The following is an 18,794-nucleotide window of genomic DNA, read 5'->3' on the forward strand; positions in this document are numbered from 1 at the left end:
ACCTGGTGACGGAGACTCCTGCGGCGTATCCGGCGGGGCTTACGTACGTGCGGACGGGGGACATCTCGACGCGGTACCGGGAGTGGGGGGCTTCGGGGACGCCCGTGCTGCTGCTGCACGGGTTCATCGAGTCGGCGGACACGTGGGGGGCCACGGCGGCGGTGCTGGCGCGGGATCATCGGGTGTACGCGATCGACCTTGACGGGTACGGGTACTCGTCCCGGGTCGCGCCGTACACGACCGTCCATCTCACGCAGCAGGTCGTCGACTTCATCCGGGTGATGCATCTCCAGCGGCCGATCGTGGTGGGGCATTCGAGCGGGGCCGCGGTCGCGGCGGCGGTGGCGCTCGCGGCGCCGGACGAGGTCGGGGGCGTGATGTTCCTGGACGGCGACGGGCTTCCGCTCAGCGGGACGGCGGACGGCGGGCGCGATACGAGCGGCGGGCACGCCGGCGCTTCCGCTGTTCCGCAGCCGTATCGCACGACGCTGCTACGCCTCGTGCTGCGGTCCGACGACATCATCCGGGCGATCTACGCCGCCGCCTGCGGTCCGCGCTGCCCGGCGCTGACCGAGGCGGGGGTCGACCAGTGGCGGCGGCCCTTCCAGGTCCCCGGCGCCGAGGCGGCGGCGTTCGACGTGCTGGGCGCCGGGATCCCCTCCCTGCCGGTCGCGAGGCTGCGTCGGCTGGCAAGCCTGCCGATGCCGAAGTCGGTGGTGTACGGCGCCGACGATCCCGAGTACGCGCCCGGCTCGGCGGCCGAGACGGCCGCGCGGATCGGGGCTCCGGCGCCGACGATGATTCCGGACGCGCGGCACCTGACGCTGATCAGCGACCCGGACGTCGTCGCGGCGGCGGTGGAGGAGCTCGCGGCGCGCGCTCACGCATGATCAGCTGCTGCAAGATATTGCAGCTCTGCTTGCGATAATTGTGAAACTTCCTTGCTGATATTGCGGTCATGTATCGGGAGTTCTACGCTCCGCGGCAGCACACTCACCCACCCTCGCCCCCGTGTGCACCGTCGACGAAAGGTCCAGGACTACCGATGTCCAGCAGATTCCGACCCCTCGCGCGTCCGCCACGGCGCGGCGGGCAGCGACGGCGGCTGACCGCGCTCGCGGTGGCCGCGGCGACCGCGCTCTTCACCCTCCCCGGCGTACTCCTCGCGAGCCCGGCTTCAGCCGCGGCCGGCACTCCGCCGTACTGGGCGCAGTCGCCGTTCAGCGTTCCGAGCGGGGTGGGGGCCAGCGTCCCGTTCACCGAGTACGAGGCCGAATCCGCCTCGACCAACGGCTCGATCATCGGGCCGTCCTACACCCAGGGCGCCCTGGCGACGGAGGCGTCCGGCCGGGAGGCCGTGCAACTCTCGTCGCAGGGCCAGTACGTGCAGTTCACGCTGACCAGCGCGGCGAACGCGGTCGACCTGCACTACGCGGTGCCGCAGGGCAGTTCGGGCACGCTGTCGGTGTACGTGAACGGGACGAAGCTCGGCTCGGAGCTCTCGCTCACCTCGGCGTACAGCTACATCTCGACGAGCGGGATCACCGGCAGCCAGACCCACAAGCTTTACGACGACGCGCGCATGATGTTCGGGCAGACCTATGCGGCCGGTACCACGGTCAAGTTCCAGGTCGACTCCAGCGACACGGCCACGCCGTACACGATCGACGTCGCGGACTTCTACAACGTGGCCGGCGCCGCGACGCAGCCCGCGAACACGGTCTCGGTCGTCAGCGAGGGCGCCGACGCGACCGGCGCGAGCGACTCGACGAACGCGTTCAACAGCGCGATCACGGCGGCGAACGCGGCCGGCGAGGCGGTGTGGATCCCCAGCGGGACGTACCTCGTCAGCGGCCACCTCAACATCACGAACGGCACGATCGAGGGCGCCGGCGACTGGTATTCGCAGATCAAGAGCAATGAGCTGATCGACAACACGTCCGCGGTGTCGGGCGCGGTCAACCTCAGCGGCTTCGCGATCCTCGGCTCGACCGTCGGCCGCCACGACGACAGCACATCCAACGCGATCGACGGCTCGCTCGGCAACGGGTGGACGGTCAACGGCCTGTGGATCCAGGACACGAACGTCGGGTTCTGGCTTCAGTACGGCAACAGCAACTGCACCGTCGAGAACAGCGTCATCGAGTCCACCGACGCCGACGGCGTGAACTTCAACGGCAACGCGTCGAACTGCACGGTGAAGAACAACTTCCTGCGCAACACCGGAGACGACAGCCTCGCGATCTGGTCGTACCCGACCGCGGACTCCGGCATCACCTTCGCCAACAACACGATCGTCCAGCCCACGCTGGCCAACGGGATCGCCGACTACGGCGGCTCGAACAACACCATCTCGAACAACGTCGTCGCCGACACCGAACCGCTCGGCAGCGGCATCGACATCTCCAACGAGGCGTTCCTGCAGCCGTTCACGCCGCTGTCCGGCACGATCACCGTTTCCGGCAACTACGTGATCCGTTCGGGTGAGTACAACCCGAACTGGGGCCACCCGATGGGCGCGGTCCAGTTCGACGCGTACAACTCGGATTTCACCGGCGTGACCGTCAACTACAGCGGCGGCGCGATCCTCGACAGCCCCTATGAGGCTTTCGAGTTCGTCGGGGGCGACGGTACCGGCCATGTGATCAACGGCGTGAACATCAGCAACGTGAACGTGCAGAACACCGGCACGACCGTGATGCAGGCGGAGACCGGCGGAACGGTGAGCGTCAGCGGGCTGACCGCGAGCGGGATCGGCGTCGCGGGCGCGTACAACTACAGCTACCCGGGTCTCGTCTCGGGCGCGATGACGTTCAACCTCGGCAGCGGCAACTCCGGTTGGAGCACCACGCCGGTGCTGACGGCGTATCCCAACCCGGTCCAGGCGGGCTCGCTGACGGCGTCGACGACGAGCCTGTCGTTCGGCGACGTGAATTCGGGCAGCATCAGCGCGGCGCAGACGGTGACGATCAACAACCCTGGTTCGAGCGCGGCCTCGGTCTCCTCGATCGGCGTCACCGGCGAGTACTCGGAGACCAACACGTGCGGGTCGTCGATCGCCGCGGGCGGTTCGTGCACGGTCAGCGTGAAGTTCTCGCCGACCAGCGGCGGATCGCAGACCGGCACGCTCTCGGTGGCGACGAGCGCGCCCGGCAGCCCGCTGACGGTCTCGCTCTCCGGCACCGGCGTCACCTCGACGACGAACCTCGCGCAGAACCAGCCGATCACCGCGAGCAGTTCGTACGAGACGTACGTGGCGTCCAACGCGGTCGACGGCGACTCCAGCACGTACTGGGAGAGCACCGACGGTGCCGCGTATCCGCAGACACTGACCGTGGACCTCGGCTCGACGCAGTCGATCGGCTCGGTCACGCTGGACCTGCCGCCTGCCACCGCCTGGAGTACGCGCACTGAGACGCTTTCGGTGCTCGGCAGCACGAACGGGAGTTCGTACTCGACGATCGTCGGCTCGGCGGGCTACACCTTCAACCCGTCCACCGGCAACACGGTGACGATCAGCCTGCCGTCCGGGACCAGCGCCCGCTACGTGCAGCTGAGCTTCACGGCGAACACCGGCTGGTCGGCGGCGCAACTGTCCGAGTTCGAGGTCTTCCCCGGCGGTTCGTCGACCGGCACCGGCAGCGCGCTGACGGCCTCGCCGGCCAGCGTGTCGTTCGGCAACGAGAACGTCGGATCGACCAGCGCGGCGCAGACCGTGACGGTCAGCAACCCGGGTTCGACCGCGGCCACGGTGTCCTCGATCAGCGCAGCCGCGCCGTTCGCGGAGACGAACACGTGCGGGTCCTCGATCGCCGCCGGCGGATCGTGCACGGTCAGCGTGACGTTCAAGCCGACGGCCGCGGGCTCGGCCTCCGGAACGCTGTCGGTGGCGAGCAGCGCGCCGGGCAGCCCGCTGTCCGTGGCGCTCTCGGGCACCGGCGTGAGCACGAACACCAACCTGGCGCTCAACCAGCCGGTCAGCGCGAGCGGCTACACGCAGACGTACGTTCCCGCGAACGCCGTCGATGGCAACACCAGCACCTACTGGGAGAGCACCGACAACGCCTTCCCGCAGTGGTTCCAGGTGGATCTGGGCTCGTCGGTCGGCGTCGGCAGGATCGTGATGGACCTGCCGCCGTCCACCGCGTGGGCCACCCGCTCCCAGACCATCCAGATCCAGGGCAGCACCGACGGCACGAACTACACCACGCTGGTCGGCTCGGCGAGCTACACCTTCGATCCGTCCACCGGGAACACGGTCACCGTCACGTTCACCAGCGCCAGCGTGCGCTACGTGAAGCTGACCTTCACCGCGAACAGCGGCTGGCCGGCCGGACAGCTCTCGGAGCTGCAGGTTTACGGCAGCTAGCGGACGGTGTCCGACGCCGGTCCACAGGGCCGGCGTCGGCGGTCCACGGGGTCGGCGGCCTGCGGGCCGCCGACCCCTCGTTCGCCCATCCGGATGAACGCCGAGATTGGTAGTTGAACATTCAACTTCGCCTTGCTAGGCTGTGCCGTGTAGTTGAAGATTAAACGATCAGCGCCGAGGAGCCGACCATGAGCATTTTCAGCCGTAAGACCGAGTCCGACACAGCCGTCGCCGACGCCCCCGCGGGCGCCGACCTGTCCCACCTGACCGGCGACTACACCATCGACCCTGCGCACAGCCGGATCGGATTCACCGTGCGGCACGCCATGGTCACCAACGTGCGCGGCGAGTTCAACGAGTACGAGGGCAAGCTGCACCTCGACGGCGCCGACCCGTCCAAGTCGAGCGCCGAGCTGGTCATCAAGGTGGCGAGCATCAACACCAACCAGGCCCAGCGCGACGAGCACCTGCGCACCGGCGACTTCTTCGCCGCGGAGACCTACCCCGAGATCACCTTCCGCTCCACCTCCGCCGAGCAGGTCGGCGAGGACGTCTACCGGCTGCACGGCGACCTGACGATCAAGGACGTGACCCGCCCGGTCACCCTCGACCTCGAGTTCACCGGCGCGGCGACCGACCTGTACGGCGCCAACCGGGCCGGCTTCGAAGGCGGCACGACCGTCGACCGCACCGACTGGGGCCTGACCTACAACGCGGCGCTGGAGACCGGCGGCGTGCTGATCGGCGAGAAGGTCAAGCTCATCCTCGACATCTCCGCCGTCAAGGCGGCCTGACCGGCCGCCCGAACCACCGAACCACCGCTTGACCGGCCACGGCGCGGCGACGGGAGCCGATCCCGTCGCCGCGCCGTCGTCTCAAGGTGGGTCTGCCGGTCCGTCGGAAAACGGGGGCACTGCCTCCGGCCGGCGACCACGCCGATGCTGGAGCCATGGACATCAGCAACCGCACAGTCTTCATCGCAGGCGCCACCTCGGGCATCGGCCTCGAACTCGCTCGCCGCTTCGCCGGCGCCGGCAGCACCGTCATCGTCGGCGGACGGCGCGCCGACCTGCTCGACGAGATCCGCGCCGAGGGCTTCGCCGCCGTGCCCGTCGACGTGACCGACCAGGACAGCGTCGAGGGCGCACGCGACACGATCCTGAAGGACCACCCGGGCCTCGACACCGTCGTCACGATGTCGGGAGTCATGATCCCCGAGGACCTTCGCGACCCCGGGCACTTCGCGACCTCGCGGAAGACGATCGAGACCAACCTCGTCGGCACCATCCGGCTGATCGACGCGTTCACCCCGCACCTGATCGGGCGCGGCGGCGGCACGATCATCACGGTCACCTCGGGCATCGCGTTCCTCCCGTTCGCGCCGATGCCCACGTACGCGGCCTCCAAGGCGGCCGTGCACGCGTACTCCGAGGCGCTGCGCGAGCAGCTCGCGGGCACCGGCGTCGAGGTCGCCGAGCTCGTTCCCCCGGCCGTCGCCACCACGCCCGAGCACGCGGCGCAGAACCCCCGAGCGCTGCTGCTGGACGCGTACGCGACCGAGGTGATGGAGCTTCTGCAGACCGAGCCGACCCCGCGCGAGATCCTGGTGAAGGGCGTGCTGATGCACCGCTGGGCCGAGCGGGACGGCACCTACGACGAACTGGTCGCCCAGCGCTCGCAGGCCCTGGCGATGCTGCCGCAGTGGCTGTAGCCGGTCAGTGGCTGTAACCGGCCGGGTGCTGTAACCGGTCGGGTGCTGTAACCGGTCAGGCGCAGTTCGGCGAGCCGGTCAGCGGCCCACGATCCGGTCCACGATCCGGTCCGCGTCCTCGCCGAGCCGGTGCAGGCGCTCGACGGGCAGGTTGTCGACGACCAGACGGCGCACGTACGCGACGTGGCCCGGCGCCGTCTCCTGCATCTTCCGCAGTCCGGCGGGCAGCAGGACGGCGTTGGTGAAGCGGCCGTCCGCCGGGTCCGGCTCGCGGCGCACGTACCCGCGCGTCTCGAGCCGCTTCACCAGGTGCGACAGGCGGGAGAGCGACACGCTGGTCTCCTCGGCGAGCACGCTCATCCGCAGCGTCAGATCCGGCGCGTCGCAGAGCATCGCCATGGTCATGTACTCGATCATGCTGAGCCCGGCGTCGCGCTGGAGCTGGCCGTCGAGGGCCGCGGGCAGCCGGATCATCAGGCGGGAGAGCGACATCCACGCCGTCAGGTCGCCGGGGTCGAGCCACAGATCCGCGTGCTCATCGGCGTTCGCCGGCTGCTCGGTACTCGCCATTGGCCGAGCGTATCAAGCCTTTCCCAGCGGCCCCGGCGTGGACTGACGCGCGGGTCAGCTGTCCGCGGTGTGGCGCGCCAGCCAGTCGTCGAGCACCTCGTAGGCGCGCTTGCGCACCTCGGGCAGCGACAGGAAGACGTCGTGCCGGGCACCTTCGACGGGGACGATCGTGGTCTCGCCGCCGAGGCAGCCGGCCCAGCGGGCGATCTGCGCGACGTCGAGCACCAGGTCGGCGCGCTCGCACCGCTCCGAGTACGCGGTCGAGAAGTAGGTGGCGTCGGAGCGCAGGATGAGCGAGGGCACGCGCAGATCGAGGCCGCGGTGCAGCGCGGCGTGGGAGCGGCGCACGGCGTTGAGCCAGCCGACGGTGACCGGGAAGCCGGCCAGCGGCTTGAGCTCGAGGTCGAACTCCCACTCGCCGGTGCCGCTGACGTGCAGCGTGCCGCCGTACGGGCCGGGCGGCGCCTTGATCGCCGTGTGCGGGCTCGCCTTGGCCAGCACCCGCAGCGCCTGCGTCATCACGCCGCGGCGCGCGGGCGAACCCTGGAGGTCGAACCACGGGCTGTTGAGCACCAGGCCCGCGACGGGGGCCGTCGCGGCCCGCCGGGCCCGGCGCTCCAGCCACAGCGGCAGGACGAGCCCGCCGGTCGAGTGGGCGACGAGCAGCACCGGCAGTCCGGGGTGCGCCTCGGCGACGGCGGCGAGCGCGAGGTCGAGCTCTTCGTCGTAGAGCACGAAGTCGGACACGTAGTGCGCGGTCTGCCCGGAGCGCCGCGCGCGTCCGCACTTGCGCAGGTCGAGGGCGTAGAAGGCGTGGCCGCGCTCGGCGAAGAAGTCCGCGAGCTCGGTCTGGAAGAAGTAGTCGGCGAAGCCGTGCACGTAGAGCACAGCGCCGCGGACCGGATCGTCGGTCGTCGGCTCGCGGCGCACCAGCACGGCCGCCGCCTCGCCCTCGCCGTCCGGGTCGGGCCCTAGTTCGAACACGTGCTGCCGGTAGCCCTCGAGGATGTCGGGGCGCCAGTCGAGTGCGCTCACTGTCACGACCCCATCTTGGCGGGAACGGCGGCGTCGGCGGAAGACAGGTGGAGCTGCGCGTCCTCGACCGGGAGGCGGCGCAGCAGCCTGACGTCGCCGGCGTAGTCCATCGACGTCAGCCACGGCGCCTGGTCGCCCTGGCGCGGCAACTGGTCGAGCACGCGCCGGATGTAGCCGGCCCCGAAGTCGAGGAAGGGCCGCAGCGGCATCTCCTCGTCCGCGACGACCGGGCGCGCCACCTGGTACCCGTGCGCGTCCATGTGCGTGAGCAGCCGGCAGAAGTGCTCGCAGAGCAGGCCGACCTTCAGCGTCCACGAGGAGTTCGTGTAGCCGATGGAGTAGGCGAAGTTGGGCACGCCGGAGAGCATCATGCCCTTGTACGCGACGGTGTCGGCGAGGTTCACCACCCGTCCGTCGACGCTGAGCGTGGTGCCGCCCATCGCCTGCACGTTCAAGCCGGTCGCCGTCACGATGATGTCGGCCTCGAGCTCCCGGCCGGAGGCGAGCCGGATGCCGGTCTCGGTGAAGGTCTCGATCCGATCGGTCACGACCGAGGCCGTCCCGGCGCTGATCGCCCGGAACAGGTCGGCGTCGGGCACCGCGCACAGGCGCTGGTCCCAGGGGCCGTAGGGCGGGTTGAAGTGCTCGTCGACCGGATAGCCCTCCGGCAGCAGCCGGGCGTTGATCCGCCGGATGATCTTCCGCGCGGCGTTCGGGTACCTCTGGCAGAGCTTCCAGACGGCCTGCTGCCGGAAGATGTTCTTGCGGCGGGCGAGGGCGTAGCCGCGCTCGGCGCCGAACACGGAGCCGAGCGCGTTGGCGATCTTGTCCTTCGCGGGCACCGGCATGATGTACGTGGGCGTGCGCTGGAGCATCACGACGTGCCCGGCGGTCTCCGCGAGCGCCGGGATCAGCGTGACTGCGGTCGCGCCGCTGCCGATGACGACGACGCGCTTGCCCGCGTAGTCGAGGTCCTCGGGCCACAGTTGCGGGTGCACGATCTGCCCGCCGAAGCGCTCGCGGCCCTCGAAGTGCGGCGTGAAGCCCTGGTCGTACCGGTAGTAGCCCGCCGCGCAGAACAGCCAGGAGCAGGTGAGCGTCGAACGCTCGCCGGTGTCGGTCCGCTCGACCTCGACACTCCAGCGCGCGTCGACCGAGGACCACGCGGCCGCGATCACCTTCGTATGGAACCGGATGTGGCCGTCGATGCCGTTCTCGGCCGCCGTCTCGCGCAGGTAGGCGAGGATCTTCGCGCCGCCCGCGATCGCGTCCTCGTCCCGCCACGGCTTGAACTCGTAGCCGAAGGTCTGCAGGTCGGAGTCCGAGCGGATGCCCGGGTAGCGGAACAGGTCCCAGGTGCCGCCGAGGGCACCGCGCGCCTCGAGGATCGCGTAGCTGCGCCGCGGATGCTCGCGGCCGAGGTAGTACGCGGCGCCGATGCCGGAGATCCCCGCGCCGACGATGAGGACGTCGAGCGTGTCCGTGGCTGCGGCGGGAGATCCCGAGGACGCGGCGGATGGTTCCGGGGAGGCGGTCGATCCGGTAGAGGCCGTCATTCCGTCATCGTCGCAAGCCGCCGCCCAGCACTCCAGGGGCACCCTGCACCGTTTCCATGCCCGGCCGCAGCGGACTGCACCACAGGGACGGACGTACGCTGGAGCCCATGAGCTGGGAACCCCCGTCCGAGCGGGTGCGCGAGCTGATCCGCGAGGGCGCGCGCCTGGTGCTGAACCCGCCGCCCGCGTGGCTCGACGAACTCGACGCGGCCACGCTCTCGGGCCCGCAGCGCTCGCTGATCGCCGAGGACCCGGTGCTCGCCGCGGCCACCCGGCGCGCGAACCGGAGCAACCTGCTGGCCTGGGCGTCGGCCAACGTGCGCCGGCCCGGCGAGCGGGTCGCGGCGAACGTCGGCGAGGTGCCGGTCGCCGTCGCCCGGGACCTGGTGCGCCGGGGCCTGAACGAATCCGCGCTCGACTCCTACCGGGCCGGGCAGAGCGAGGCGCTGCGCCGCTGGATCCAGATCTGCCTGACCCTGACCGCCGATCCGGCCGAGCTGAGCGAGCTGCTCGACATCTCGTGCCGCTCCATCTCCGACTTCGTCGACGACACCCTGGCCGCCCTGACCGAGGTGATCACCCGCGAGCGCGAGGAATTGACCCAGGGCACGCACGCGGAGCGCCGGGAGACCGTCAGCCTGCTGATGGAGGGCGCGCCGATCCCCCGCTCCCGCGCCGAACAGCGGCTCGGCTACCGGCTCGCCGGCCGGCACACCGCGGCCGTCGTCTGGTGCGACGGGCCGCGCGCCGACCTCGCCGCCCTCGACCGCGCCGCCGAGCTGATCGGCACCTGCGCCGGCGAACCGCGACCGCTCAGCGTCCTGGCCAGCGCGGCGACCCGCTGGGTCTGGGTGCACGGCCGCCCCGACCCGATCCGGCTGCGCGAGGCCGCCGCCGCGCGCCCGCAGATCCGCATCGCCGTCGGCAGCACCGGCGAAGGCTTGGACGGCTTCCGCCGCGGCCACCTCGACGCCCTCACCGTGCAACGCATGCTGGCCCGCCTCGCCTCCCCGCAGCAGGTCGCCACCCACGACGAGGTGGAACTCGTCGCCCTGCTCACCTCCGACCTGGAGCGAGCCGACCAGTTCGTGCACCGCGTCCTCGGCGACCTCGCCGGCGCGCCGCCGGAGCTGACCGAGTCGGTACGCCGGTACATCGCGGAGCAGTGCAACGTCACAAGTGCGGCAAAGAGCCTCTACATCCACCGCAACACCCTGCTCCGCCGCCTGGCCCAAGCCGACCGCCTGCTGCCCCGCCCACTCACGCAAGACGTCGTAGCGGTCGGCGCCGCGCTGGAGGTCCTGCGCTGGCGAGGCGTCGCGGCGGACCTGGCCGTCTAGCGGTCGCCATCTAGCGGTCCACTGCGGTGGTCCGCACGGCGTACGGCCTCCGAGCACCGGCGCCGCCGGGACCCCGGGCTAGCGGCTAGCACTCGATGACGTTGACCGCGAGCCCTCCGCGCGCCGTCTCCTTGTACTTGACGCCCATGTCGGCGCCGGTCTCCTTCATGGTCTTGATGACCTTGTCGAGGGAGACGTGGTGCCGGCCGTCGCCGCGCAGCGCCATGCGGGCGGCGGTGACGGCCTTGACCGCGGCCATGCCGTTGCGCTCGATGCACGGGATCTGCACCAGGCCGCCGACGGGGTCGCAGGTGAGCCCGAGGTTGTGCTCCATGCCGATCTCCGCGGCGTTCTCCACCTGCTCCGGACTCGCGCCGAGCACTTCGGCGAGCGCGCCGGCGGCCATCGAGCAGGCCGAGCCGACCTCGCCCTGGCAGCCGACCTCGGCGCCGGAGATGCTGGCGTTCTCCTTGTAGAGCATGCCGATCGCGCCCGCGGCGAGCAGGAAGCGGACCACGCCCTCCTCGTCGGCGCCGGGGATGAAGGTCGTGTAGTAGTGCGCGACGGCCGGGATGATGCCCGCGGCGCCGTTCGTCGGCGCGGTCACGACGCGGCCGCCCGCCGCGTTCTCCTCGTTCACCGCCATCGCGTAGAGCGTCACCCACTCCATCGCGTTCGCCGGGTTCACGCCCTCGGCGCGCAGCGCCCGCGCCGCCATCGCCGCGCGCCGCCGCACCTTCAGGCCGCCCGGCAGGATGCCCTCGCGGGACAGCCCGCGCTCGACGCACGCGCGCATCACCCGCCAGATCTCCAGCAGCCCCGCGCGCACCTCGTCCTCGGTGCGCCAGGCCTTCTCGTTCTCCAGCATCAGGGCGCTGATCGAGAGCCCGGTCTCCCGGGTGAGCCGCAGCAGGTCCTCGCCGGTCCGGAACGGGTAGCGCAGCTCAGTGTCGTCCGGCACGATCCGGTCGGCGCCGATCGCGTCCTCGTCCACCACGAAGCCGCCGCCGACCGAGTAGTACGTCTTCTCCAGCAGCGGCCGGTTCTCGGCGTCGTACGCGCACAGCGTCATGCCGTTCGCGTGGTACGGCAGGGCCCTGCGACGGTGCAGGATCAGGTCGTCCGGCTCGTGGAAGTCGATCGTGTGCGCGTCCTCCAGGTCCCGCCCGAGCAGCCGCAGCCGCCCCGTCTCCCGCACCTCGGCCACCGCCGCGTCGGCCCGGTCCACGTCCACCGTGGCCGGCGCCTCGCCCAGCAGCCCGAGCACGACCGCCTTCGGCGTCCCGTGCCCGTGCCCGGTGGCGCCCAGCGACCCGAACAACTCCCCGCGCACCCGCGAGGTCTGCGCCAGCAGCCCCTCCGACTTCAGCCGGCCCGCGAACATGCGCGCCGCGCGCATCGGCCCGACCGTATGGCTGCTCGACGGCCCGATCCCGATCGAGAACAGGTCGAACACGCTGATCGCCATTGATCACTCCGCAGGTCAGGGCCGCTTACTAGACGAAGATCCATGGTATCAAGCGGTGGCGGCGCCCCGGAAAACGGCGGCTAAACCACTCCCGACAGCCGCAGGTCCAGGGCCGTGTGGCGCTTGCCGGAGCCGGGGGTGCGCACGGCCTGGGCCAGGGCCTTCTCGGAGCCGACGAGGACGACGAGCTTTTTGGCGCGGGTGATGCCGGTGTAGATCAGGTTGCGCTGCAGCATCATCCAGGCGCTGGTGGTCACCGGGATGACGACGACCGGGTACTCAGAGCCCTGCGACCGGTGCACGGTGACGGCGTAGGCGTGCTGGAGCTCGTCGAGCTCGCTGAAGTCGTAGGGGATCAGCTCGTCCTCGTCGGTGCGGACGGTGAGCTTCTGCTCCTCGGAGTCGATCGCGGTGACGATGCCGCCGGTGCCGTTGAAGACGCCGTTGCGGCCCTTGTCGTAGTTGTTGCGGATCTGGGTCACCTTGTCGCCGACGCGGTAGGTGCGACCGCCGAAGCGGCGCTCGGCGAGGCCGTCGCGGTGCGGGGTGAGCTCCTGCTGGAGCAGCAGGTTGAGGTTGCCGGCGCCGGCTGGGCCGCGGTGCATGGGGGTGAGGACCTGGATGTCGCGGCGGGCGTCGAAGCCGAACTTCTTCGGGATGCGGTGCACGGCGAGGTCGACGACGAGGCGGGCGGCCGGCTCCGACTCCTCCTCCAGGAAGAGGTGGAAGTCGTCGAACTCGCGCAGCCGGGGCGGGCGGCCGGCGTTGATGCGGTGGGCGTTGACGACGACGCCGGACTCCTGGGCCTGGCGGAAGACCTGCGTGAGCCGGACGCGCGGCACGGGCTCGGCGGCGAGCAGGTCGCGCAGCACCTCCCCGGCGCCGACGCTGGGGAGCTGGTCGACGTCGCCGACCAGCAGCAGGTGGGTGCCCTGGCCGACGGCCTTGGCGAGCTTGTTCGCGAGCAGCACGTCGAGCATCGAGGCCTCGTCGACGACCACGAGGTCGGCGGGCAGCGGGCGGTCCCGGTCGTAGGCCGCGTCGCCGCCGGGCTTGAGTTCGAGCAGCCGGTGCACGGTCGCGGCCTCGGCGCCGGTCAGCTCGGCGAGGCGCTTGGCGGCGCGGCCGGTGGGGGCGGCGAGCACGACCTTCGCGCCCTTCGCCCGCGCGAGTTCGACGACCGAGCGCACGGTGAACGACTTGCCGCAGCCGGGGCCGCCGGTGAGCACGGCCACCTTCTGGGTCAGCGCGAGCTTCACCGCCTGCTCCTGCTCGGGCGCCAGCTCGTTGCCCGTGCGGACGCGCAGCCATTCGAGCGCCTTGGCCCAGTCGACGTTCCGGAAGGCGGCGAGCTTGTCCTCGCTCGCGTTGAGCAGCCGCAGCAGCTGCTGGCTCAGCGCGGTCTCGGCGCGGTGGAAGGGGACGAGGTAGAGCGCCTCGGTCTGCGCGAACTCGCCGGGCAGCATCTCGCGCACGGCCCCCTCGGCGTCGACCAGCTCCACCAGGCACTTCGCGCACAGCTCCTCGGCGACCTGGAGGATCTTGACGGCCTCGGTGAGCAGCTTCTCCTTCGGCAGGAAGCAGTTGCCCGCGTCGGTGGCCTGCGAGAGCGCGTACTGCAGGCCCGCCTTGACCCGCTCCGGCGAGTCGTGCGGGATGCCGACGGCCACCGCGATCGCGTCGGCGGTCTTGAAGCCGATGCCCCAGACGTCGCCGGCGAGCCTGTAGGGCTCGGTCTTCACTATCTCGATCGCGTTGTCCCCGTACTCCTTGTAGATGCGCACGGCGATCGACGTGGTGACGCCGACGGACTGCAGGAAGACCATCACCTCCTTGATGGCCTTCTGCTCGACCCACGCGGCGGCGATCAGCTTGGTGCGCTTCGGGCCGAGCGAGGGCACCTCGATCAGCCGGTCCGGGTCGGTCTCGATCACCTCCAGGGTCTCGACGCCGAAGTGCCCGACGATCTTCTCCGCGGTCCTCGGCCCGATGCCCTTGATCAGGCCGGAGCCGAGGTAGCGCTGAATGCCCTGCACGGTGGCCGGCAGGACGGTCGTGTAGTTCTCGACGTGGAACTGGCGGCCGTACTGCGGGTGCGAGCCCCAGCGGCCGCGCATCCGCAGCGATTCGCCGGGCTGCGCGCCGAACAGCGCGCCGACGACCGTCAGCAGTTCCGCGCCGCGGCCGGTGTCCACGCGCGCGACGGTGTAGCCGTTGTCCTCGTTCGAGTAGGTGATCCGCTCGAGGACGGCTTCGAGCACGGCGAGCCCGAGGCCCGGGACGAAGGTGTCGTCCCCGGCCTCGACGCTGTTCTTGGCTGCCACGGCACCAATTTAGCGGGGCCGTGGGACAGCCGGGTCAGCTCGTGAGCGTGGCGGTCGCCGAGCCGTCGCTGTTGAACGAGATCGAGCCCGTGCTGTCCTCGAGATCAGTGGTCTGATTACTGAACGTCTGGTCGGCGCCGTCGAAGTCGGTGTAGTCGCCGGTCTCGCTCGCTACGCTGCCCGTGGCCGTGAAGTCGTAGCTGCCGTCGGAATTCTGCGTGCTTAGATCGACGGATACGGTGCCGACGGTGGTGATCGTCCAGGTCACGTTGTTGCAGGTGTAGTAGTTGTACGTGTTGTTGATGCCGCATGCGCCGTAGCCCGTCTCCGCATCGGTCGCGCACTGGCTGAGTGCAGCGGAGTATGCAGCCTGGACCGCGCTCTGCCCCTGAGCGGTGAGCGAGGCGGCCGGCAGCGTGACGGCGGACAGCTCCGTCCACGTGTACTGCGCGTAAGTCGAGCCCTCTGTCGGGTACGCCGTGTCGCTGACCGCCGAGAAGTCGGGCGTGCTCGGGTCGGCCACGACGTGCGCGCCGGGGAAGACTTCCACCGAACTCTGCTCGGTCACGGACATACCGTCGACGATCACGGTGCTCGACCAGCCGCCGGACACGGACAGCACCCGGTACGGATCGACAAGCACCCACTGGCCGGTCGTCGCGACCTGCTCGGCGAGGTACGTGTCGCTGAGCTCGGTACCGTGCACGTTGTACTTCACGGCCACATACGTGAGGTTGTTGCCGGTCACACCCTCCTGCCGGTACTGCGACTGCGCGGTGCTCGGCACGGCGGCGGACGAGACGATGGTGAACCCGCTCGGCCGGTTCGCGGCGTTCGCGATCGTGGAGGCGCCGACGAGCGGTGTCTCCTGGTACGGCCCGGTGGCCAGGGCCGAGGCGGCCGAGGCGTTGCCCGCCTCGATGTCCTGGAAGTACGAATTGACCGCTCCCTGGGCGCCGGACGGCTGGTCGCCGACGAAGTGCTGGTAGGCCAGGTAGCCGCCGACCCCGAGGATCAGGACGAGGACGAGCGGGATGGCCACCTTGGGGCGCAAGCCCCGGCCGGAGGCCGGCGCGGGCAGCGGCTGGGTGGCGGAGGGATAGCCGTAGGACGGCTGGTAGACGGGCGCGGTCGTACTCGGCTCGGCGAACTGCAGCGTGGGCTCCGGCATCGACTGCTGCGGCATCGACTGCTGCGGCACGGTCGGGGTGGTGGGCGACGACGCGAACGTCGCCGCGGCGTATCCCTGCGACACCGCCGGCCCCGTCGCCGCCCCCGTCGCGGCCTGGATCCGGTGCCCCAGCGAGAAAGACAGCACCAGGTACGACAGCAGGAACCACAGTGCCGTCAGGCCCACCGCCGCGAGCAGGCTCGGACCGAAGGACTCCGTAACGCTGAGTACGCCGACGCCTTCCAGTCCCGCGTTCATGGTCAGCGCCAGCGTGCCGAGCAGCGTGATCGCCAGGGCCGCGACGCCTCCGAGTAGCACCGAGCGCCACGCGCCGTTGGGCGTGTAGTCGGCGCGGTCGACGGCGAACCGTGCCGTGCCCCGTCGCGCGAGCAACGCGGGCGCCGACGTACCGATGATGACGGCGAGCAGGAGCAGCCACACGCCCCACGGCCGGTGCCCGGCGAACAGGCCGAAGTCGTATCCGCTGCCGCCGGGTCCGTCCGTGGCGCCGGTGCCGCCGTCGCTGCCGGACGACGAGAGGCCGCCGAGACTGCTGAGGCCGGCGGCGCTTGCGTAGAGCGTGACGCCGAAGCCGACGAACGTGCCGTAGATCGCGAAGTTCGGCAGCAGGAACAGGCCGCCGATCAGGGCAGCGAGACCGCCGTGGGACAACTCGTGGTTCGATACGACCTCGAATACGGCATAAATCCACAGCCCGACGCCGACGAGCGCGCCGATCACCCGCGTCTGGAGCCAGGCGACGCGGAAGGACGGCGCCCACAAGCCCAACTGCGTGCGCACGCGCGCAGCCCGCGGATCGGCCGACATCAGGTGGATCCACACGCCAAGCCGCGCGACCAGCGCCGTCACGAAAACGAGCAGCAGCGGGCCGACGAAGACGAGCGGCGCATCGATGCTCATCGAGCCGCCGACGCCCTGCACACCGTCATTAGCCGACGTCGCCGTCAGATATCCGGTGCCGCCGAACGGATCGGCTCGATGCGTGGCGAAGGAGAGGATCAGCAGCGCGATCGACACGACCGCCGCGGTAAGGGCCGAGCGGGCCACGAGCTGGCCGAGGGTGACGCTCGGCGCCGTGCGCTCGCGGCCGCGCACCGCGCGGTAGACGATGTAGAGCACGATGATCGTCAGCAGCCAGACCGTGACGCGCAGGCTGATGCCTATCGACATGCTGATGCCACTGTCCGCGCCGGTCATGGTGCCGCTGATCGGCGTGCCGAGGCTGCTCGCGGTGAGCCACGCCGCCGAGGCGAGATAGTCGCCGACACCCGCGTTGACCTGCTCGCCGTGGAAACCGACGGTGACGACGAGCACCATCGCGATCAGCGCCGCGACGTACGCTGCGACCAGCCCGACCAGCCCGTCGCGCACCGCCTGCACCACGTCGACGCCGGTCAGCACCACAGGCCGCGCCGGGGCGTCCGGCACCCCCGCGTAGGCCGCCTGCCCTGGCCACGGCAGCGGACCGGGACCGGGACTGCGACTGGGACTGAAACCGGGACCGGGAATGGGAATGGTGCCCGGATCGGGGACGGCGCCTGACCCGGCGTCCGGCACAGGGCCCGCCGCGTACGGCACAGGGGCCGCCGCGTACGGCTCAGGTCCCGCCGGGACCGGACCCGCGACGTCCGGCTCCGGGGCCGCCGCGTACGGGACCGGCTGGGTCGCCGGCGGCTCCGGGCCCACGTCCCCCAGAAATACGACCTCTGAATCTTCGCTCTCTGACACCGATGACCCTCCCGAGGGACGCGCACCCAGGTGGACCCACCCCACCTGGGTGCAACGTACGGCTAGCCGTCCCTGGTCACAGGGCACTTTCTCGCATCGTTACCGATCCGTGTACGGAGCGCGAGCGACCCGCCGCCCCGGCACGCTCAGCAGCACCAATGCGACCGCGAGCAGGCCGAGACCTGCCCACGCGGCGAGTGCGAACCGTTCGCCGTGGGCGAAGACGCCGAGCAGGGTGCCGACCGCGCCTTCCGCGAGCGTGACGGTGGTAGCCGTCGCCGCGGTCGTGTAGCGCAGGGCCCCGCCGAAGAGCGTGTAGCACAGGTAGTTCGTGACGCAGCCGTAGAAGAGGATCACGGCGACGCCGCGAACGTCGATCAGTCCGTGCAGGCCACCGCTCATGACGATCACCGGGACGCACCAGAGCGCGCACGTGCCGAACATGCTGCCGTACACGTCGCCCGACGCGTTGCCCTTGCCGATCAGGCGTGCCGCGACCGAGGACGCGGTCGCGTACGACAGGCCGGGGATCAGCGCGAGGATCACGCCGACGACGCTGACGGTGTGCGCGCTCGCGTCGCCGGCCACCATCAGCACCGTCCCGGCGACGGCGATCGGCGCGCACTGCAGCCAGCGCCGCGTCAGCCGCCGCCGCTCGACGAACCGGGAGATCAGCCCCGTGAACAGGGGCGCACTGCCGAGCGTGATCGCGGTCGCGAGCGCCACGCCGAGGCGGTGCACCGCGGGGAAGAACGCGAGCGGGTAGGCGAGGAGCCCGAACGAGCCGATGACCTGCAGCCCACGGTCGCGGCCGCGCGCGTTGCGGACCAGCGCCCTGGCGCCGGGCCGTGCGACCAGCATCGCCGTGCCGGTGACGAACATGCCGCACGCGCCGACTGCCTCGGGCGAGGCCTCGGTGGGGATGTACGTGGAGACGAGCCCGACGGCGCCCCAGAGCACCGAGCAGACGAGGATGGGGAGGATGCCGCGCATCAGTTCGGTCCGATGGGCGTGCAGGGCGGGACGGGACAGCTCGACTTCGAGAGTCATGGAAGTACGCACCTCAGAAGGTCAGTAACCATCAAGAAATTGACGCTGACTTCCGGGCGCGACGCATCGCACGCGGATCACGTCTCCGACGTGCCGCGGCGGCCGCTCACCCCGACCAGAACGGGGGTGTGCTCCTCGCGCCCGGTCAGGCGGTCGGAGGCGGCAGTTGGCGTCGTCCGGTTCGGTGCATGCGGCCGAGTCTAGCCGCCGCCCGCCGCGGCGGTCAGCTGCATTCCACGCCGTGGACGGCCGCCGGCGTTACACCCTGACTGGGCAGAACGGACGCCCGAAGCCCGTTGGACACGATCCGGAAACATCGGCCCCGAATCCCGATACACCCCTTGACGCCCTGTTGCGTCCGGGTGAACTCTGTACCACGGTTCCGGTCAACGTCGATCGGAACCTTTCGTTTCCCCTGGGGAAACGCACGGGGTCGGCAGGGTGTCCGGGG

The 18,794-nt window shown here is 70.7% G+C and carries 12 protein-coding genes; 5 read left to right on the forward strand and 7 right to left on the reverse strand.

Annotation, left to right across the window (positions count from 1 at the left end; genetic code table 11):
* The 4 genes from KDK95_RS25620 to KDK95_RS25635 all read left to right on the forward strand — a co-directional run.
* Positions 1-890 (forward strand): alpha/beta fold hydrolase (locus KDK95_RS25620; RefSeq protein ID WP_212520847.1); only part of this gene is annotated, 890 nt, incomplete at its 5' end.
* Positions 891-1,045: 155 nt separating this feature from the next.
* On the forward strand, positions 1,046-4,369 hold the full coding sequence (locus KDK95_RS25625; protein ID WP_212520848.1) for a discoidin domain-containing protein: 3,324 nt from the start codon (positions 1,046-1,048) through the stop codon (positions 4,367-4,369).
* A 188-nt stretch (positions 4,370-4,557) separates the two neighbouring features.
* On the forward strand, positions 4,558-5,163 hold the full coding sequence (locus tag KDK95_RS25630; RefSeq protein ID WP_212520849.1) for a YceI family protein: 606 nt from the start codon (positions 4,558-4,560) through the stop codon (positions 5,161-5,163).
* 155 nt (positions 5,164-5,318) lie between these two features.
* Positions 5,319-6,080 carry an SDR family oxidoreductase gene (locus KDK95_RS25635; RefSeq protein ID WP_212520850.1) on the forward strand — a complete coding sequence of 254 codons (762 nt, stop codon included), beginning with the start codon at positions 5,319-5,321 and terminating at the stop codon, positions 6,078-6,080.
* A 78-nt stretch (positions 6,081-6,158) separates the two neighbouring features.
* Here KDK95_RS25635 and KDK95_RS25640 read toward each other — a convergent pair whose 3' ends face one another.
* The 3 genes from KDK95_RS25640 to KDK95_RS25650 are packed head-to-tail and all read right to left on the reverse strand — an operon-like array spanning position 6,159 to position 9,241.
* The gene (locus tag KDK95_RS25640; protein WP_212520851.1) at positions 6,159-6,650 is read right to left on the reverse strand and encodes a MarR family winged helix-turn-helix transcriptional regulator; all 492 of its coding nucleotides are present in this window, start codon (positions 6,648-6,650) and stop codon (positions 6,159-6,161) included.
* Positions 6,651-6,704: 54 nt separating this feature from the next.
* The gene (locus KDK95_RS25645; RefSeq protein WP_212520852.1) at positions 6,705-7,691 is read right to left on the reverse strand and encodes an alpha/beta hydrolase; all 987 of its coding nucleotides are present in this window, start codon (positions 7,689-7,691) and stop codon (positions 6,705-6,707) included.
* Positions 7,688-9,241, reverse strand: a complete 1,554-nt coding sequence (locus KDK95_RS25650; RefSeq protein WP_212520853.1) for a flavin-containing monooxygenase — start codon at positions 9,239-9,241, stop codon at positions 7,688-7,690. Before KDK95_RS25650 ends, KDK95_RS25645 begins: the two co-directional genes overlap by 4 nt.
* A gap of 107 nt (positions 9,242-9,348) precedes the next feature.
* On the opposite strand from KDK95_RS25650, the gene KDK95_RS25655 reads away from it, so the two are divergent.
* The gene (locus tag KDK95_RS25655; protein WP_212520854.1) at positions 9,349-10,581 is read left to right on the forward strand and encodes a PucR family transcriptional regulator; all 1,233 of its coding nucleotides are present in this window, start codon (positions 9,349-9,351) and stop codon (positions 10,579-10,581) included.
* 85 nt (positions 10,582-10,666) lie between these two features.
* Here KDK95_RS25655 and KDK95_RS25660 read toward each other — a convergent pair whose 3' ends face one another.
* From KDK95_RS25660 to KDK95_RS25675, 4 genes are all read right to left on the reverse strand, one after another.
* Entirely contained in the window at positions 10,667-12,049 is a 1,383-nt protein-coding gene (locus KDK95_RS25660) for an L-serine ammonia-lyase (protein WP_212520855.1), read from the reverse strand.
* Positions 12,050-12,129: 80 nt separating this feature from the next.
* Positions 12,130-14,373 carry an SF1B family DNA helicase RecD2 gene (gene recD2 / locus KDK95_RS25665; RefSeq protein WP_212520856.1) on the reverse strand — a complete coding sequence of 748 codons (2,244 nt, stop codon included), beginning with the start codon at positions 14,371-14,373 and terminating at the stop codon, positions 12,130-12,132.
* A 34-nt stretch (positions 14,374-14,407) separates the two neighbouring features.
* Positions 14,408-16,993 (reverse strand): hypothetical protein, encoded by a 2,586-nt coding sequence (locus KDK95_RS25670; protein WP_212520857.1) that lies wholly within the window; start codon positions 16,991-16,993, stop codon positions 14,408-14,410.
* 399 nt (positions 16,994-17,392) lie between these two features.
* Positions 17,393-18,343: a DMT family transporter gene (locus tag KDK95_RS25675; protein ID WP_212520858.1), complete on the reverse strand. Its 951-nt coding sequence runs from the start codon at positions 18,341-18,343 to the stop codon at positions 17,393-17,395.
* Between the last annotated feature and the right edge of the window lie 451 nt (positions 18,344-18,794).

Source organism: Actinospica acidithermotolerans, from assembly GCF_018139625.1.
Lineage (GTDB): Bacteria > Actinomycetota > Actinomycetes > Streptomycetales > Catenulisporaceae > Actinospica > Actinospica acidithermotolerans.

Excerpts from the sequence above, each read along its gene's own strand:
- KDK95_RS25640 (WP_212520851.1), bottom strand. The coding sequence starts at position 6,650 with ATGGCGAGTACCGAGCAGCCGGCGAACGCCGATGAGCACGCGGATCTG.
- KDK95_RS25660 (WP_212520855.1), bottom strand. The coding sequence starts at position 12,049 with ATGGCGATCAGCGTGTTCGACCTGTTCTCGATCGGGATCGGGCCGTCG.
- KDK95_RS25635 (WP_212520850.1), top strand. The coding sequence starts at position 5,319 with ATGGACATCAGCAACCGCACAGTCTTCATCGCAGGCGCCACCTCGGGC.
- KDK95_RS25630 (WP_212520849.1), top strand. The coding sequence starts at position 4,558 with ATGAGCATTTTCAGCCGTAAGACCGAGTCCGACACAGCCGTCGCCGAC.
- KDK95_RS25625 (WP_212520848.1), top strand. The coding sequence starts at position 1,046 with ATGTCCAGCAGATTCCGACCCCTCGCGCGTCCGCCACGGCGCGGCGGG.
- KDK95_RS25650 (WP_212520853.1), bottom strand. The coding sequence starts at position 9,241 with ATGACGGCCTCTACCGGATCGACCGCCTCCCCGGAACCATCCGCCGCG.
- KDK95_RS25675 (WP_212520858.1), bottom strand. The coding sequence starts at position 18,343 with ATGACTCTCGAAGTCGAGCTGTCCCGTCCCGCCCTGCACGCCCATCGG.
- KDK95_RS25655 (WP_212520854.1), top strand. The coding sequence starts at position 9,349 with ATGAGCTGGGAACCCCCGTCCGAGCGGGTGCGCGAGCTGATCCGCGAG.